Origin of the sequence: Vibrio sp. 10N.222.49.C9, from assembly GCF_041474985.1 — a bacterium.
Classification (GTDB): Bacteria; Pseudomonadota; Gammaproteobacteria; order Enterobacterales; family Vibrionaceae; genus Vibrio; species Vibrio crassostreae_C.
Window position 1 is genome coordinate 1 of the sequence record NZ_JBFRVD010000017.1, and the last position, 17,889, is coordinate 17,889.

Annotated in this window: 13 protein-coding genes; 3 read left to right on the forward strand and 10 right to left on the reverse strand. The window is 45.2% G+C overall.

The window, feature by feature from the left end; translation table 11 throughout:
• Positions 1–98: 98 nt before the first annotated feature.
• Both AB4585_RS06015 and znuA read right to left on the reverse strand, forming a co-directional pair.
• Positions 99–3,461 carry a helix-turn-helix domain-containing protein gene (locus AB4585_RS06015; protein WP_372154962.1) on the reverse strand — a complete coding sequence of 1,121 codons (3,363 nt, stop codon included), beginning with the start codon at positions 3,459–3,461 and terminating at the stop codon, positions 99–101.
• Positions 3,462–3,730: 269 nt separating this feature from the next.
• Entirely contained in the window at positions 3,731–4,621 is an 891-nt protein-coding gene (gene znuA, locus AB4585_RS06020) for a zinc ABC transporter substrate-binding protein ZnuA (RefSeq protein WP_372154952.1), read from the reverse strand.
• 83 nt (positions 4,622–4,704) lie between these two features.
• Here znuA and znuC point away from each other — a divergent pair, with 83 nt between their 5' ends.
• Positions 4,705–5,484: a zinc ABC transporter ATP-binding protein ZnuC gene (gene znuC, locus AB4585_RS06025; RefSeq protein ID WP_048617861.1), complete on the forward strand. Its 780-nt coding sequence runs from the start codon at positions 4,705–4,707 to the stop codon at positions 5,482–5,484.
• A complete protein-coding gene (gene znuB, locus AB4585_RS06030; RefSeq protein ID WP_372134102.1) occupies positions 5,484–6,269 on the forward strand; it encodes a zinc ABC transporter permease subunit ZnuB in 786 nt (261 codons plus the stop codon). The genes znuC and znuB overlap by 1 nt, the downstream gene beginning before the upstream one ends.
• A gap of 119 nt (positions 6,270–6,388) precedes the next feature.
• Here znuB and sucD read toward each other — a convergent pair whose 3' ends face one another.
• The 8 genes from sucD to sdhC form a co-directional block, all read right to left on the reverse strand.
• Positions 6,389–7,261, reverse strand: a complete 873-nt coding sequence (gene sucD / locus AB4585_RS06035; protein ID WP_017061945.1) for a succinate--CoA ligase subunit alpha — start codon at positions 7,259–7,261, stop codon at positions 6,389–6,391.
• The gene (gene sucC, locus AB4585_RS06040) at positions 7,261–8,427 is read right to left on the reverse strand and encodes an ADP-forming succinate--CoA ligase subunit beta (protein WP_019820479.1); all 1,167 of its coding nucleotides are present in this window, start codon (positions 8,425–8,427) and stop codon (positions 7,261–7,263) included. Before sucC ends, sucD begins: the two co-directional genes overlap by 1 nt.
• A gap of 206 nt (positions 8,428–8,633) precedes the next feature.
• A complete protein-coding gene (gene odhB / locus AB4585_RS06045) occupies positions 8,634–9,842 on the reverse strand; it encodes a 2-oxoglutarate dehydrogenase complex dihydrolipoyllysine-residue succinyltransferase (protein WP_017056410.1) in 1,209 nt (402 codons plus the stop codon).
• 21 nt (positions 9,843–9,863) lie between these two features.
• Entirely contained in the window at positions 9,864–12,680 is a 2,817-nt protein-coding gene (sucA, locus tag AB4585_RS06050) for a 2-oxoglutarate dehydrogenase E1 component (RefSeq protein ID WP_017061946.1), read from the reverse strand.
• Positions 12,681–12,777: 97 nt separating this feature from the next.
• Positions 12,778–13,491 (reverse strand): succinate dehydrogenase iron-sulfur subunit, encoded by a 714-nt coding sequence (locus AB4585_RS06055; protein WP_010436773.1) that lies wholly within the window; start codon positions 13,489–13,491, stop codon positions 12,778–12,780.
• Positions 13,492–13,503: 12 nt separating this feature from the next.
• On the reverse strand, positions 13,504–15,270 hold the full coding sequence (gene sdhA, locus AB4585_RS06060) for a succinate dehydrogenase flavoprotein subunit (RefSeq protein ID WP_017061947.1): 1,767 nt from the start codon (positions 15,268–15,270) through the stop codon (positions 13,504–13,506).
• The gene (gene sdhD / locus AB4585_RS06065; protein ID WP_010436768.1) at positions 15,271–15,618 is read right to left on the reverse strand and encodes a succinate dehydrogenase, hydrophobic membrane anchor protein; all 348 of its coding nucleotides are present in this window, start codon (positions 15,616–15,618) and stop codon (positions 15,271–15,273) included.
• On the reverse strand, positions 15,612–16,004 hold the full coding sequence (gene sdhC, locus AB4585_RS06070; protein WP_017061948.1) for a succinate dehydrogenase cytochrome b556 subunit: 393 nt from the start codon (positions 16,002–16,004) through the stop codon (positions 15,612–15,614). The genes sdhD and sdhC overlap by 7 nt, the downstream gene beginning before the upstream one ends.
• Positions 16,005–16,421: 417 nt before the next feature.
• On the opposite strand from sdhC, the gene AB4585_RS06075 reads away from it, so the two are divergent.
• Positions 16,422–17,711 carry a citrate synthase gene (locus AB4585_RS06075; RefSeq protein ID WP_017061949.1) on the forward strand — a complete coding sequence of 430 codons (1,290 nt, stop codon included), beginning with the start codon at positions 16,422–16,424 and terminating at the stop codon, positions 17,709–17,711.
• Positions 17,712–17,889 lie beyond the last annotated feature (178 nt).

Here is a 17,889-nt window from a genome sequence, read left to right on the forward strand (position 1 = left end):
CTCGTATCTCGTATCTCGTAGAAGCATAAAAAAGCCCCAACACGAATGTCGAGGCTAAAGTATCTTTATTTATGTTCTAGCTGAGTATCCGCTGCGTGCTACTCTTCGTTGTTTTCAGCAAACTTAGATGGTGACATGCCAAAGTGGTGCTTAAACCTTTGACTGAAATAGGAAGGGTCATTGAACCCCGAATCAAACGCCACATCAGAGATCTTCTCTCCAGCGAGTAAGCGCTCACACGCATGCTCTAGACGTACTTCATTCAAGTGCTCTTTGAAGGTCTTGTTGTAAGCCGATTTAAAGCGTCTCTGTAAGCTTCTCTCAGACATAAACAAATACTTAGCGGCAGTTGCAGTACTGAACTCGGCATCAGCGTAGTTTTCACTCACAAGCTGCGACACTCTGTTCTTCCACTCTTGTTCCGCTGTCAGTTTTTGTTGCTCTGGTGTTGAGGCGGCAAGCTTAATGGTTTCAATCTGTTCAATTGTGCTGGCTTCAAGATTGTCGAGTACTTGATACTCAATTGGCCACGAAAGCTGAACCTTATTTTGAGACTCCGAAACAAAGGCATTAAGCTCACCACCGCTCTGATTCATCAATAGCGGCAGCTTTTCGATGTTAAGGTCGGTCGACTTTCCGGTATTGTCACCCATGCTTGATGCCAGTTTAGGGAAAGGCATCCCATGATCTCGAATGGTCACAACAAGATGCTCCTTAACCTCTTCAACCAGAACCACCATACTCTGCGACTTAAAGTTTCTCTTGATGATGCTCGCAACCAAGCTATTGAAGATAATATCGAGATTAAAATACAGCAACGAGACATATCGTTGTTTTGTTTCGACTTTAATATCCAGTTCAATACCGGCTTTGGTTAAGTCATCCTGCCAAGCTTTGAGTACCACCTCTAAGATTAAAATTATATCGTAACAAACTTGCCCTTCTCCTTGAGGCGTATTACTCAATTGAGCTAAGCCATTTTTCAAGGTTAGAATCGGCGACTTCCCGAGCTCGTCATTCCAATTCGGGAGCATCGCAGCAATATGATTCACTTCAGAAGAGAGTTCATTGGCAGTGTGAGACACAAGCGCATTCTTCACGGATAGCTGCTTTTTAAGCTGTTGATTAGTGGCGAGTAATATCCGGCTTTGGTGCCTCAATTGGTCTGTCTTCAGTGCAACTTGCGCTTTTAAGTGCCGGTTGGCAAAAGTGACATAACGCGAACGCCAAAAGACTAAGATAGTCACAACGCCAATCAGTAATATCAGAGAGCTTGCTGCAGCCCAATTGGTCAGATACCAAGGCTCCGCAATCGAGAAGCTTTGATTGGTTGACACAAAGCGATAATGGGAGCCTTTAACCGGCTTCACTTCAAGTGTGTAATCCCCTGGAAGAAGATGATCGAGCGTTAACAAGCCCCCTTCAAACTCACTCCAAGGTTCATCGTCGCTCAGTCGGTATTCCATCGCAGGTGCGAACGTTGCTGGTAAGATACCTAGCTTAAACCCCATCGATGAACCATAAGGAATCTCATCCAGCTCTGCCGTTTTCCCGCCAAGTGATACCGTTTGTTGGTCGACACTTATCTTACTCAACAAGGCACGGCTATGAGGTGTAGTTGATACCAGTAACTCGTTAGATAACGCGCTGACTACACCATACTTTGAGCCGAAAACAAGCCTCGAAGGTTGGCTATCTTGACTGTAAAAAAGAGCACACGCTCCTGCCGCCAGTTCATTGGTGATCAAACCAAATGGCGAACCTATGTGTTTATGCAGTTGCCCATCCAATCCGTAATAACTGATGCCTTTCGAAGAGCCTAACCAAACACCATTGTCATCGCTTATCAGGCAGTTGGGGCTAATATTGTCTTCAACAAGAGTGATTTCTTGAATAATAGAGCTGTCATCCGGGATTCGATACACGCCATAACTGCTCGCAAACCACTGCGCTCCATCCTTCGCTTTTTCAATATCGACGACTTTGCCAAACCGTTCGCTGGAACGACTAAAGCTAATTCGTTTATCAATGAACGAGTAGAAGCCATGATCCGTTCCTATATAGATGCGACCTAGCAAGCCTACATTGAGAGCGGTGATCTTCGCAGGCAAGAACTTGTCGACTAACCAGTCAGTGCCATAACTCGTCAGTTTCATGGTTTCGATAGATAACGAATAGAGGTTTTGCCCAGAGGTCATCCAAAGAACGTTATCGGCTTGAAGCGCAAGGTTTTCAACACGCACTCCCTCAATTGACCTTGGTAAATCAAGGGCTTCGGGTTGTAGTGTTTCCGTATTTAGACTGATGATACCTTGTTCGGTCGCCAACCAAATGGAAGAGCCAAAGATCTCAAAATCATTAACAGGGTTAGAGTAAACACGAATTGGGTTCTCTTCACTTTCAGAATCAACCAAGTAGAGCCCCATTGAAGACGCGACCCAAGATAACTGGTCACTGACAGGCAGTACTTTATTGATCACCACACTACTCGAATGCATGCCCATTCCAGTTAGGGGTGTTCTCGAGAAGGTTTTGCTGAACAGTGAGAAGTATCGGATACCGTTGTTTGTCGCAACCCACATACCACCAGCATGATCGTTTATCAACGAATATATTTTCTCACCCGGTAACGAGAAGTCTTGACTAGCGGCTTGTTCGAATCGAGTAATTTGTCCCGTAATAAAGTTGTAGCTAATAAGGCCGTGCTCTGTACCAATCCAATACTGGTCCGAAGTTTCGGCCAACGAGAGAACATGCGACCCTTTAACGATGGTCTCTTTGTCTGGGTTCGCGAGATCAACAATCACAGCACCATTTAAAGTACCGATCACTAACTCACGTCGAGCATTCGAAAAATAAACCGTCTCAATATGGTTTTTGTCTGATGCGGTGACATGGGTAAACTCTTGATTCTCTGAAAGGTAAACGCCAGAACTGGTCGCTAGCACCCACTTTGATAGTACCCACTCAGCGTCGTTAATCGCAATGTCACTGCTGTTATTGTATCGGTACAGTTTAAGTAGAGAGTAGGTGTTGAATTCTAAAGATTGAGTGTTGTAGGTATAGAAATTACTGCCGTCAGTAACCCAAATATAATCGCCTGATGCACCGATATTCGCTATTTCAGCGCCGGGACTTAGGCTAAACGCCAATTCGTTGCCAATTCCAGGGTTATGTCGATAGACCTCATTGTCGAAAAATGTCCAAAACTCATCGTTCAGAAAGGCGACTCTTTCCGAAGAAAATTGCAGTAAGCTTCCCTTGCGAGGGAATAGAGTTCGACCATCGTAAAAGAGTACTTTTCCATGCACATCATGAACCCAGAGCCCACCTCCGGCACCTAAATACAAGTTTTTAGCCGCAAGGAAATTCCCTTGCGCTTGAGCGGGCAAAGGATAGAAAACGGAGGGCGAGGTATTTACCGCTAGAACGCTAAATGAAATGCTCATTAACATGAACATTTTGAAGATAATTCGATACAACTCTTAATCCTGAACAGCAACAACACATGAAATTTTGGGTACCACAACGTCTTATCGTTGCTAAACCAAAAACTGAGTTTTTTTGTGCTTATTATTATCTTTCCATTTTAGCGGAAATTAGAAAAGGAGAAAGGAGGTTTGTTATTTGTTAGGAGGTTTTATCTTAGCGGTCACGAAAATGCCGCAAAAAGCGGCATGATTCATAAATTAACGAGAGCAAAGTAGAGTAAAGAATACTCGTTTATGACTTACTTCTCGTCTAAGCAACTTGTATAGCTATCTGTAAGTTGCTGAAGAAAATCGAAATAGCTTCCACTCTTCACTTCAACTGTTGAACCGATAGGGTCAAGCTGACCTTGTTTTGCGTTACTTCCGCGCGTCACTGATTCAATCACAGCAGGAGTGAATTGAGGCTCAGAAAACACACATTGAACGTTTTCACGTACTATCGTTTTCTTAATAGCGATCAGGCTTTTTGCACCCGGCTTACGCTCTGGGCTCACCGTAAAGTGACCTAAGTTATTTAGCTCAAACTCTTGCTCAAAGTAACCATACGCGTCATGAAAAACGTAGTAACCTTTGTCTTTCACGGGTGCAAGTTGCTCTCGAATAGACTGTTGCTTCTCTTTCAATGCAATCAGGAATGAATCGAGATTCTCTTGGTACGCCATTGCGTTGTCTGGATCAGATTCAATCAACTTAGCTGAGATGTATTTTGCAGCTACTTCAACTTGCTCGATACCTAACCAAAAATGCGGGTCATGGCTACCGTGGTGGTGCCCTTCATGTGCATCGTGGTCATGCTCTTCGTGTCCGAACTCTCGCAAGTTGATTCCGGGAATATCACTGATCTTGATAACATTTTCTTTTGAAACAATCACCTTAGTCAGAAAGGCTTCTAGGTCAGGGCCGAACCAGATGACCATATCGGCACTATGAACTTTTTTGACATCCGATGGCTTAAGCGCATAATCATGCGGCGAAGCATTGCTGTTCATCAACACATCCGGCTCACTAACGCCTTGCGTTAATTCTGTCACAATCATTTGAATTGGTTTAAAGCTTGTTAGAATAGTATTGGCACTTGCGACACTTGGCGCTAGAAGCAAAGTAGCAAGTATAAAAGATGAACGTGACATAATCCCTCGATAATAGAAAAGTAGCTTAGGCTTGAGGTAAATGTTACATTATAACATTAGCGAATTGCAAATGAGTTCTATTCATGGATAACTTAATCCAACTAGATTCTGTGAGCGTCGAATTTGACGGTCGAAAAGTTCTAGACAACATATCTCTAAATTTAGAGCGCGGCAGAATCACCACCCTGATTGGGCCAAACGGTGCAGGAAAGTCGACATTAGTAAAAGTGGTACTGGGTCTACAGACCAAATTTTCAGGCACAATAACAAAAGCTAAAAAACTGAAAATTGGCTATGTACCACAAAAATTAAAGCTCAATGACTCACTACCGCTCAACGTAGAGCGTTTTCTAAAGCTCACTGGCAAGTTCAGTCAGCAAGAAATCCTTGAAGCATTGAAGCTCGTTGGTGCTGAACATCTGCAGAAGAGTAACATGCACCAGCTATCTGGCGGAGAAAACCAACGTGTGCTCATTGCTCGTTCATTGCTAAGAAGACCAGATCTACTGGTTCTCGATGAACCGGCTCAAGGCGTTGATGTTCAAGGGCAAATAGACCTGTATGACTTAATTGACACCATTCGCCACCGCTTTGGTTGTGCCGTATTTATGGTTTCACACGATCTGCATTTAGTGATGGCAAAAACAGACGATGTTATCTGTTTACACCACCACATCTGCTGTTCAGGCGCACCTGCAGACATCAAACACCATCCTTCGTATATTGCGCTCTTTGGCACCGCGACCCAAGAGACGCTAGCGTTTTATCATCACCAACACGAACATCACCATCATGATCTCGCAGGTCAACCAGTAACGGGCGGCGCACATGAATGTTCAAACCATAAACACGGACACCACTAATGCTTGAGTTTCTTCTTCCCTCTATTTTGGCGGGTTTGGGTATTGCACTAATTGCAGGCCCACTAGGTTCATTCGTGGTGTGGCGTAAGATGGCTTACTTTGGTGACACGCTTGCTCACGCTTCTTTGATGGGATTAGCACTTGGCTTCCTGTTCAACATAAACTTGTACTTCGCGCTGCTAATCTGTTGTTTGATGCTGGCTGTATTGCTAGTGACATTGCAAAAACAAAAGCTGGTCGCAACCGATACTCTACTCGGTATTTTGGCGCACAGTGCGCTATCACTTGGTTTGGTTGCTGTCAGTTTCTTAGATAACGTTCGTGTTGACCTAATGAGCTACCTATTTGGTGACTTGCTGGCAGTATCTCCAACGGATTTAGTGTTCATCTATGCGGGTGCAGCTGTGATTGGATTGGTGCTTGCTATCTTTTGGCGACCACTACTATCAACGACGGTTAACGAAGATCTCGCGGCGGTTGATGGTATCAATATTGATTTAATGCGTCTGATTCTGATGCTATTGGTTGGTATCGTGATTGCTGTAGGTATGAAGTTTGTTGGTGCGTTAATCATGACATCGCTACTGATTATTCCTGCAGCAACGGCAAGGAGGTTCTCGAGCACACCTGAGCAGATGGCCTTCCTTGCATCAATTATTGGCTCTATCGCTGTATTCGGTGGATTAAGCTTGTCTTGGTTCTATGATACGCCCGCTGGCCCGTCTGTGGTTATCAGTGCTGCAGCAATGTTTATGCTATCTCAAATGGTTAGAAGCCGAGCTTAGCACTTAGCAGGACGATTTCTAATCTCGTATCCCGAGAACATAAAAAAGGCTTGGTCAGTGACCAAGCCTTTTTTATATCGTTCAGTTAACTTCTATCTCAATCGATAAAAGCCAGCTGATTACCAACCCGTGATTTCACGTAGGCCTTTACCGATGTCAGCAAGAGACTTAACAGTCTTAACGCCTGCTGCTTCTAGTGCTGCGAATTTATCTTCAGCAGTACCTTTACCGCCAGAGATGATTGCGCCTGCGTGGCCCATACGTTTGCCCGGAGGAGCAGTAACACCAGCGATGTAAGATACAACTGGCTTAGTTACGTTTGCTTTGATGAAATCAGCCGCTTCTTCTTCCGCAGTACCACCGATTTCACCAATCATTACGATTGCTTCAGTTTCTGGGTCTTCTTGGAAAAGTTTCAAGATATCAATGAAGTTTGAACCTGGGATAGGGTCACCACCGATACCAACACATGTAGACTGACCAAAGCCTTCATCTGTTGTTTGCTTAACTGCTTCGTATGTCAGAGTACCTGAACGAGATACGATACCTACTTTACCCTTCTTGTGGATGTGACCAGGCATGATACCAATCTTACACTCGTCTGGAGTGATAAGACCTGGACAGTTAGGACCGATCATGCGAACGCCAGTTTCTTCTAGCTTCACTTTAACGTCGATCATATCTGTTGTAGGGATACCTTCAGTGATCGTTACGATCAGTTCGATACCTGCATCAATCGCTTCTAGGATTGCATCTTTACAGAAAGGAGCTGGTACGTAGATAACTGTTGCTGTTGCGCCAGTTACTTCTACCGCTTCACGTACTGTGTTGAATACTGGAAGGCCTAGGTGAGTTTGACCACCTTTACCAGGTGAAACACCACCAACCATTTGCGTACCGTATGCGATAGCTTGGTCTGAGTGGAATGTACCTTGACCGCCAGTGAAACCCTGACAGATTACTTTAGTGTCTTTGTTAATTAATACAGACATTATTTAGCCTCCGCAGCAGCAACAACTTTCTGAGCAGCATCTGTTAGAGATTCAGCTGCAATGATATCAACATCAGAATTAGCAAGTACTTCGCGACCTAGGTCTGCGTTTGTACCTTCTAGACGAACAACTACAGGAACTGTTACGCCGACTTCTTTAACTGCACCGATAATACCTTCAGCGATCATGTCACAACGAACGATGCCACCGAAAATGTTTACGAGTACTGCTTTAACATTGTCATCAGAAAGGATGATCTTGAATGCTTCAGCTACACGTTCTTTTGTCGCGCCGCCGCCTACATCAAGGAAGTTTGCTGGCTTGCCGCCGTGTAGGTTTACGATATCCATCGTACCCATCGCAAGGCCTGCACCGTTAACCATACAGCCAACGTTACCATCTAGTGCTACGTAGTTCAGTTCCCACTGTGCTGCGTGTGCTTCGCGCTCATCTTCTTGAGATGGATCGTGCATTTCACGTAGTTTAGGCTGACGGTACATCGCGTTTGAGTCGATGTTGATCTTGCCGTCTAGACAAAGCAGGTTGCCTTCGCCAGTAATTACAAGCGGGTTGATTTCTAGTAGAGCTAGGTCGTACTGAGAGAACATTTTGCCAAGACCCATGAAGATCTTAACGAACTGTTTGATTTGATCGCCAACTAGACCAAGTTTGAACGCCAGTTCACGGCCTTGGTAAGCTTGAGGGCCTACTAGAGGATCGATCGCTGATTGGTGAATCAACTCTGGAGTTTCTTCAGCGATTTTCTCAATGTCCACACCGCCTTCAGTTGACGCCATGAATACAATTTTACGCGTTGCGCGGTCAACAACAGCACCTAGGTAAAGTTCGTTAGCAATGTTTGATGCTTCTTCAACTAGGATCTTAGTTACAGGCTGACCATTAGCGTCTGTTTGGTAAGTCACTAGGTTTTTACCTAGCCACTTTTGTGCAAACTCTTTAACGCCTTCTTTGGTGTCATGTAGCTCTACGCCGCCCGCTTTACCGCGGCCACCAGCGTGTACTTGACACTTAACGACTTTCTTGGCTGTACTGATACGACCTGCAGCTTCGAAAGCTTCTTGTGCAGTATCACATGCGAAACCTTCTGGTACAGGCAAACCGAATTCTGCAAACAGCTGTTTGGCTTGGTATTCATGCAAATTCATTTTGATATTCCGTTTATTTTCCCTTAAGGGATTATTATTTCCATAACGACACAGTTTCCTGTGTTACGTCTGTAGGGTCTTCTCAAAACAACTGCTGTCCATTTTCTAATGGCTTTACAGTTCAATTGAAGGCCAGACGTTGAGCAGCCTAGCCTTTGAAACTTTTTACGTCTAGCTAACGGGGTTAACTAGACGTTTTAGCGATACTAAACGTCTAATAGCAGACGTGCAGGATCTTCTAGAAGCTCTTTGATGGTCACTAGGAAGCCAACTGATTCACGGCCATCGATTAGACGGTGGTCGTAAGAAAGCGCTAGGTACATCATTGGTAGAATCTCTACCTTGCCATCAACAGCCATTGGACGGTCTTGGATTTTGTGCATACCCAAAATTGCCGCTTGAGGCGGGTTGATGATTGGCGTAGACATTAGAGAACCAAATACACCACCGTTTGTGATAGTGAAGTTGCCGCCCATCAGTTCATCAACCGTTAGCTTGCCGTCACGACCTTTGATTGCTAGCTCTTTGATGCCTTTTTCGATATCAGCGAAACCTAGTGTGTCACAGTCTTTGAGTACTGGAGTCACTAGACCACGTGGCGTAGATACCGCCATGCTGATGTCGAAGTAGTTGTGGTAAACGATATCTGTACCATCAATAGAAGCGTTCACTTCTGGGAAACGCTTCAGTGCTTCTGTTACTGCTTTCACGTAGAAAGACATGAAGCCAAGACGCGTATCGTGACGTTTCTCGAATTGGTCTTTGTACTGCTTACGAAGGTCCATGATTGGCTTCATGTTCACTTCGTTGAAAGTAGTCAGCATTGCTGTGCTGTTTTTCGCTTCTAGAAGACGGTTTGCAACTGTCTTACGCAGGCGAGTCATAGGCACGCGTTTTTGGCTGCGAGCCGCTGCTGGCGCTTCAACTGCTGGTGCAGATGCTGCTGCCGGAGCCGCTTTCGCTGCTGCTAGGTGTGCGTCGATGTCTTCACGAGTAATACGACCACCAACACCAGTGCCTTTAACGTCAGCTGGTTGTAGGTTGTGCTCAGCAAGCAGGCGACGAACAGCTGGGCTTAGTGCGTCGTTGTTCTCTTCTGTTAGCGCAGCTTTATGGCGCTTATCAGGAGATGCTTCTGTATCTTCAGTGGTGTCTTTCGTTGGTTCACCAGCGACAGCACCCGGCTTGATTTTAGCCAAAAGCTGCTTAGAAAGTACCGTAGCACCCTCTTCTTCGATGATAGCTTCCAGAACACCCGCTTCAGGAGCCGGTACTTCTAGAACTACTTTATCTGTTTCGATATCTACAATGACTTCATCACGTGCAACCGCTTCGCCCGGTTTTTTGTGCCAAGTAGCAACTGTTGCATCAGCCACAGATTCAGGTAAATCTGGAACCAGAATTTCAATTGTCATGTGCGTATTTTCCTTTTACTTCTAGTTCTTAAGTAGGGTCAAAGCGTCGTCAACTAACGCTTTTTGTTGTTTCAAGTGTACTGACATATAGCCAACAGCTGGTGATGCTGATGCAGGACGACCTGCGTATTGAATATCAGCACCTACTGGGATAGCAGCTCGGAAATTATGTTGGCTACTGTACCAAGCACCTTGGTTTTGTGGCTCTTCTTGACACCAAACGTAATCGACTACATTTGTGTACTGTGCGATGGCAGCTCTCACGTCCTCATAAGGGAACGGGTAAAGTTGCTCAATACGTACAATAGCGACATCGTCTTGCTCGTTCTTACGTCTTTGGTCAAGCAGGTCAAAGTAAACCTTACCTGAACAGAACACGACGCGTTTTACGTTCTCAGGAGCCAGATCATCAATTTCTGCGATAGCTGGTTGGAACGTGCCTTCTGCCAAATCTTCAAGAGAAGAAGTACACAGAGGGTGACGAAGCAATGACTTAGGTGACATTACAATCAGTGGACGACGCATTGGTCGAACAACCTGACGGCGAATCATGTGGTAAACCTGAGCTGGTGTTGAAGGAACAACAACCTGCATGTTTTGTTCAGCACATAACTGAAGGTAACGCTCAAGACGTGCAGAAGAGTGCTCTGGGCCTTGGCCTTCATAACCGTGAGGAAGCAGCATAGTTAGACCACATAGACGTGCCCACTTTTGCTCACCTGATGAAATGAATTGGTCGATAACAACTTGTGCACCGTTTGCGAAGTCACCAAATTGAGCTTCCCAAAGGGTTAGACCGCTTGGCTCTGCTGTCGCGTAACCATACTCAAATGCGAGTACCGCTTCTTCAGATAACACAGAGTCAAACACTTGGAATGGCCCTTGTTTATCATGAATGTTCGCAAGAGGAACATACGTGCTTGCATCTGATTGATTGTGCAGTACTGAGTGACGGTGGAAGAACGTACCACGACCTGAATCTTGGCCTGAGATACGAATACGCTTACCGTCGTCAACAAGTGTTGCGTATGCCAGAGTTTCAGCCATACCCCAATCGACTTGTTTCTCACCATTCACCATGGCAGTACGATCGTTGTACAGTTTATTTACTCGGCTTTGCAGCTTGTGGCTGTCCGGGTATTGACAAAGTTTGGTACCAAGCTCTTTCAGGCGCTCGATATCAATCTTGTTATCCCACTCGATGTTCCAGTCGTGACCTAGGTAAGGAGACCAGTCTACTGAGTGAAGTGCCATTGGACGCCACTCTTTAACCACAACTTCACCGTGATCAAGTGCATCACGATATTCGTTAACTAGCTGAGTTGCTGTATCAATACCAAACTCACCGCGCTCCATTAGCACGTCAGCGTAAAGCTTACGTGGTGTTGGGTGCTTCTTGATTTTTTGGTACATCAAAGGCTGTGTTGCATTCGGCTCATCGGCTTCATTGTGACCGTGGCGACGGTAACAAACCAAATCAATAACAACATCACGCTTAAACGTATTACGGTAATCCAATGCAAGACGCGCAACAAACGCAACCGCTTCTGGATCATCAGAGTTAACGTGGAAAATCGGAGCCTGAACCATCTTCGCGATATCGGTACAGTACATCGTAGAGCGTGTATCGCGAGGGTTAGACGTTGTAAAACCAACTTGGTTGTTTACAACGATACGAACCGTACCACCTACACAGAAACCACGAGCTTGAGACATGTTAAACGTCTCTTGTACTACACCCTGACCAGCGATAGCTGAGTCACCGTGGATAGTAATTGGAAGTACACGGCTACCATCATTATCACCAAGGCGATCTTGACGTGCACGTACTGAACCGATAACTACCGGGTTTACGATTTCTAAGTGAGATGGGTTAAATGCTAGTGCTAAGTGAACGTTGCCGCCTGGCGTTGCGAAGTCCGCAGAGAAGCCTTGGTGGTATTTCACATCACCAGTACCCCACGTGTCATCGTGCTTGCCCGCAAACTCGTCAAACAGGTCTTGTGGCTTTTTACCAAGCACGTTGACCAACATGTTTAGACGACCACGGTGAGCCATACCAACAACAACTTCACGCATGCCTTGTCCGCCAGCATGACGAATAATTTCTTTCGTCATTGGGATAAGAGCATCACCACCTTCCAACGAGAAGCGTTTTGCGCCTGGGAATTTCGCACCAAGATAGCGCTCAAGACCTTCAGCAGCAGTTAGCTCTTCTAGGAAAGCTTGCTTTTCTTCTTTGTTGAAAGAGGGTTGACCAGATACAGACTCTAAACGTTGTTGGATCCAACGCTTTTGCTCTGTATTTGTCATGTGCATGTATTCAGCACCAATAGAGCCACAATACGTTTGCTTTAGAGATTTGTAGAGATCTTTAAGCACCATCGTCTCTTGGCCAATGGCGTAAGAGCCGACGTTGAACGTCTCATTGAGGTCATCTTCGGTAAGAGTGTGGAAAGAAGGGTCCAGTTCATCAACTGTCGCTCTTTTCCATAAACCTAGGGGGTCTAGATTTGCTGCTTGATGCCCTCTGAATCGATAGGCATTAATAAGTTGCAGAACCTTTACTTGTTTCGCATCGACATCTGGATCACTAACTTGGACACTGTAATGCTTTGTTTCTTGAGCGAGTCGACGGAAGTATTCACGAACACGAGAGTGTGGTTGTTCCACTGTCTCTGAAGCTTGCACAGGCAGTTCTTCAAAAACACTTCTCCATTCGTCACTTACCGAATCTGGGTCACTTAGATACAGTTCATAGAGTTCTTCTACGTACGTTGCATTGGCGCCAGCCAAGTGTGAAGACTCGAGCCATGCCTTCATCACGCCGTTGTGCATATTTTCCCTTAACCAGTAGTTTTCACGTTTGCTGCGGTCTATGCCGAGCTATTAAAAGGCCGCCCCAAAACTTCTAGGGCGGCAATTTTTATATAACTTAAACCGAACGATTCACTAGCATGGTCTTGATGTGACCAATCGCTTTCGTCGGATTTAATCCCTTAGGACAAACACTTACACAATTCATGATGCCATGGCAACGAAAAACGCTAAATGCATCATCAAGATCGGACAAACGTTCGTCTGTCGCTGTATCTCGGCTATCAATTAGCCAACGGTACGCTGCAAGCAGGCCTGCTGGTCCGATGAATTTGTCAGGGTTCCACCAGAATGATGGGCATGACGTTGTACAACATGCACACATGATACATTCGTACAATCCATCTAAATGAGCACGCTCATCAGGGCTTTGTAAGTTTTCACGAGCCGGTGGCACATTGCCATCAGACACTAAGAATGGCTTCACTTTTTCGTAGTTATCGTAGAACTGTGTCATGTCTACAATCAGGTCACGAACAACGGGTAAGCCAGGCAGTGGGCGAATCACAATCTTGTCTTGGCCCGAAAGCGCAGACAATGGCGTGATACACGCTAGGCCATTTTTACCGTTCATGTTCAAACCATCCGAGCCACATACACCTTCACGGCATGAGCGACGGAATGAGATTGTTGGATCTTGCTCTTTCAACAGAATAAGCGCATCCAAAAGCATCATGTCTGAACCTTCATCCACTTCTAGAGTGTATTCCTTCATATAAGGTTTCTGGTCGACATCTGGATTGTAACGATATAAAGAGAAATTCAGTTTCATGGTCATATCTCCTTAGTACGTACGTGCTTTTGGTGGGAACGCTTCACGATGGATAGGTTCCATGTTTACACCACGCTTAGTCATGCTCTCTGACTCTGGGTTGTAAAGTGAGTGGCATAGCCATTGCTCATCATCACGGTCAGGGAAATCGAATCGAGCGTGTGCGCCACGGCTCTCTGTACGGAAATTTGCAGCAACAGCCGTTGCGAATGCCGTTTCCATCAAGTTTTCAAGCTCTAGACACTCGATACGTTGAGTGTTGAACTCTGTAGACTTATCAGATAGGTGTGCATTTTTCAGACGCTCGCGAATCGCTTTTAGCTCTTCTAGGCCTTCAGCCATTGCTTTGCCTTCACGGAATACTGAGAAGTTGTTCTGCATACATTGCTGAAGATCTTTACGGATTTGCGCTGGATCTTCGCCGTCTGTGCTGTTTTCCCAACGGTTGTAACGCTCTAGTGAACGCTCAATGTCAGCTTCAGTTGCAGGTTTCGCTTCGTCTTGCTTCTTCAGTGTCTCACCTAGGTGTAGACCTGTCGCACGACCAAATACCACTAAATCAAGCAGTGAGTTACCACCTAGACGGTTGGCACCATGTACTGATACTGATGCGATTTCACCACAAGCAAAGAGACCTTGGATTTCAACATCGTTGCCGTCTTCGGTTTGCTTAATAGCTTGACCAGAAACTTGTGTTGGAACACCACCCATCATGTAGTGACATGTAGGGATTACTGGGATTGGCTCTTTCACTGGATCAACGTGAGCAAAGGTACGAGAAAGTTCACATACACCAGGAAGACGAGATTCAAGTGTCTCTTTACCTAGATGATCAAGCTTAAGCTTGATGTGTGGACCCCAAGGGCCATCGCAACCGCGACCTTCACGAATTTCAACCATCATTGAACGAGCAACAACATCACGACCCGCTAAGTCTTTAGCGTTTGGTGCGTAACGTTCCATGAAGCGTTCGCCGTCTTTATTGAGAAGGTAACCACCTTCACCACGACAACCTTCCGTTACCAATACACCTGCACCAGCGATACCCGTCGGGTGGAACTGCCACATTTCGATGTCTTGCATAGGAACGCCAGCACGAATCGCCATACCAACACCGTCACCAGTGTTAATGTGTGCATTGGTTGTTGATGCGTAGATACGACCAGCACCACCAGTCGCAAGGATTGTTGCCTTCGCTTTGAAGTAGCAAACCTCGCCCGTTTCCATACAAAGCGCGGTAGTACCTAAAATTGCACCATCTTCGTTTTTAACAAGATCCAGTGCATACCACTCAGAGAAAACCGTCGTTTTGTGTTTAATGTTTTGTTGGTAAAGCGTATGAAGCAGTGCGTGACCAGTACGGTCGGCTGCAGCTGCGGTACGAGCCGCTTGCTCACCACCAAAGTTTTTAGATTGACCACCGAAAGGACGCTGGTAAATAGTACCGTTCTCAAAACGAGAGAAAGGCAGGCCCATTTTTTCGAGTTCGATTACCGACTCAGGACCGTTTTTACACATGTATTCGATAGCGTCTTGGTCACCGATGTAATCAGAACCTTTTACTGTGTCATACATATGTTGTTCCCAATGGTCTTCATGCGCGTTACCAAGAGCAACAGTGATGCCGCCTTGCGCTGAAACCGTATGAGAACGAGTAGGGAAAACTTTAGAAAGCAATGCACAAGAAAGGCCTTGCTCAGAAATTTGCAGTGCGGCACGCATACCTGCACCACCAGCGCCGATCACTACGGCATCAAACTCACGAACAGGAATAGTCACTTACGCACCCCACAAAATAAACAGACCAGAGAAGAAATATCCAAGAAGAACTGCAACAACACCGACTTGAAGACCAACACGCAGTTTTGCGCATTTGATGTAGTCAGTTAGTACTTGCCATAGGCCGATCCACGCGTGAACCAAAACAGAAGTAAGCGCTAACATGGTGAAGACTTTAGTGAAGGTTCCACCAAAGAATTGCGTCCAAGATGCGTAAGAGATATCACCAGAGAAAGCACAGAAGCTAACTAGGTAGATAGTGTAAAGCGTCATAATGATGGCAGTTGCACGAATCAATAGATAATCGTGGACACCATTACGACCAAAAGTAGAAACGTTGTTTACCATACTAAGATCCCCGCTAGTAGAGACAATACCGCTGTTGCTGCGAATGCAACCTTAGCGCTCTTAGCGCCAGATTCCAGCTCTTCAAAGTGACCAAGGTCCATAAGAAGGTGACGAATACCACCAGCAATGTGGTAAGCCAAAGCGGTTAAAATGCCCCACAGAATAAACTTCACGAAGAAACCATCGACAATGTCGCTAGCTTCGGCAAAGCCTACTGGGGATGAGAGGGAAATGGATAGTAACCAAAGCAGAATTCCAATCGCGACAAAAGTTATCACCCCAGACACACGGTGTAGGATGGAAGCTATTGCTGTGATTGGAAAGTGGATGGTCTGTAAATCTAAATTAACAGGTCTTGTCTTTCTTTCTTTCACGGGCTTGCTCACTCAGCTCCATTGAGCATTATGGTCATTAAATAACCTTATGATATTGTTATGGACAAAATTTGATTGTAAACCTTCAAAATTTAACATTAACTTAACAAATAACTGAAGTTGAGCCTTAGATAATTGTAAAATAATTGTTAACTGCTCGATTAAGAAAGACACCTCACATTTCTTCTTAGCCTTGCATTTATAAGGTTTTAACCAAACTTTTCAGCGTCACTATACGACTGGCAACATTCTAATACAATTGATGTAACAAATAATGCTACACAGACCAGATTTTTAACGAATTTAATGTAAAAAACACTAACAAGTGCACACAAAGCTTCAGAAAAATTGACTTTCCCACGTAAGACCAGTAAAAAAATGGCACATAAACATCCTGGACGGATTAAATAATAAACAAAGGAGATTGTTATGGCGGATAAGAAAGCTACCCTTCACATTGAAGGTCAAGCGCCAATCGAGCTGCCGATTACAGAAGGTGTACTTGGTACTCCAGTGATCGATGTTCGTACACTAGGTTCTAATGGTTTTTTCACTTTTGACCCTGGTTTTCTTGCCACTGCATCCTGTGAGTCTCAAATCACTTTTATTGACGGTGGAAAAGGCATTCTTTTACATCGTGGTTATCCAATCGACCAACTTGCCAATAACGCTGATTACTTAGAAGTATGTTACATACTTCTTTACGGTGAAGCCCCATCTCGAGCTGAGTACGAAAAGTTCAAGACTACCGTGACACGTCACACTATGGTGCACGAGCAAATCGCTAGTTTCTTCCACGGCTTCCGTCGTGACGCTCACCCTATGGCTGTAATGTGTGGTGTTGTAGGCGCTCTAGCGGCGTTCTACCACGACTCACTTGATGTCAACAACGATACACACCGTGAAATTGCGGCATACCGCCTGATTTCAAAAATGCCAACACTGGCTGCAATGTGTTACAAATATTCAATCGGTCAGCCGTTTATCTACCCACGTAACGACCTAGGCTACGCAGAAAACTTCTTACACATGATGTTTGCAAACCCATGTGAAGAGTATGAAGTGAACCCTATCGTTGCTCGTGCAATGGATAAGATTTTCACTCTACATGCTGACCACGAACAGAACGCTTCTACGTCTACAGTGCGTCTTGCTGGTTCATCTGGTGCTAACCCGTTTGCGTGTATCGCAGCAGGTATCGCATCACTTTGGGGCCCAGCTCACGGCGGTGCAAACGAAGCTTGTCTGCGCATGCTTGAAGAGATCGGTAGCGTAGATAACATTGAAGAATACGTTGCGAAAGCAAAAGACAAAGATGACCCATTCCGTTTGATGGGCTTCGGTCACCGTGTTTACAAGAACTACGACCCACGTGCAACAGTAATGCGCGAAGCGTGTCACGAAGTGCTTAAAGAGCTAAACATCCAAGATCCACTACTAGACGTAGCGATGGAACTTGAGCGTATCGCTCTTTCTGATGAGTACTTTGTTTCTAAGAAGCTATACCCGAACGTAGATTTCTACTCAGGTATCATTCTGAAAGCAATCGGTATTCCAGTATCTATGTTTACAGTAATCTTCGCGATGTCTCGTACCATCGGTTGGATTGCTCACTGGAACGAAATGCACAGCGATCCGACGAACCGTATCGGTCGTCCTCGTCAGCTATATACTGGTGAAGAACAACGTGACTTTAAAGCACTTCACGAACGTGAATAGTTGCTATAAATCATAATGTTAAAAGGGGTTGATGTGAGAACATCAACCCCTTTTCTTTTGTACGCTCTCAACCCCGTCATCCTCAAGAATGCGAAGTGAACGAATAAAATAATATCGTCATCCCCAAGAACGAGGGACGAATGAGTTGGGGATCTCCTTAAGCGAGCAGATAAACTAT

Excerpts from the sequence above, each read along its gene's own strand:
- znuA (WP_372154952.1), bottom strand. The coding sequence starts at position 4,621 with ATGTCACGTTCATCTTTTATACTTGCTACTTTGCTTCTAGCGCCAAGT.
- znuB (WP_372134102.1), top strand. The coding sequence starts at position 5,484 with ATGCTTGAGTTTCTTCTTCCCTCTATTTTGGCGGGTTTGGGTATTGCA.
- odhB (WP_017056410.1), bottom strand. The coding sequence starts at position 9,842 with ATGACAATTGAAATTCTGGTTCCAGATTTACCTGAATCTGTGGCTGAT.
- sdhD (WP_010436768.1), bottom strand. The coding sequence starts at position 15,618 with ATGGTAAACAACGTTTCTACTTTTGGTCGTAATGGTGTCCACGATTAT.
- AB4585_RS06015 (WP_372154962.1), bottom strand. The coding sequence starts at position 3,461 with ATGTTCATGTTAATGAGCATTTCATTTAGCGTTCTAGCGGTAAATACC.
- AB4585_RS06075 (WP_017061949.1), top strand. The coding sequence starts at position 16,422 with ATGGCGGATAAGAAAGCTACCCTTCACATTGAAGGTCAAGCGCCAATC.
- sucA (WP_017061946.1), bottom strand. The coding sequence starts at position 12,680 with ATGCACAACGGCGTGATGAAGGCATGGCTCGAGTCTTCACACTTGGCT.
- znuC (WP_048617861.1), top strand. The coding sequence starts at position 4,705 with ATGGATAACTTAATCCAACTAGATTCTGTGAGCGTCGAATTTGACGGT.
- sucD (WP_017061945.1), bottom strand. The coding sequence starts at position 7,261 with ATGTCTGTATTAATTAACAAAGACACTAAAGTAATCTGTCAGGGTTTC.
- AB4585_RS06055 (WP_010436773.1), bottom strand. The coding sequence starts at position 13,491 with ATGAAACTGAATTTCTCTTTATATCGTTACAATCCAGATGTCGACCAG.
- sucC (WP_019820479.1), bottom strand. The coding sequence starts at position 8,427 with ATGAATTTGCATGAATACCAAGCCAAACAGCTGTTTGCAGAATTCGGT.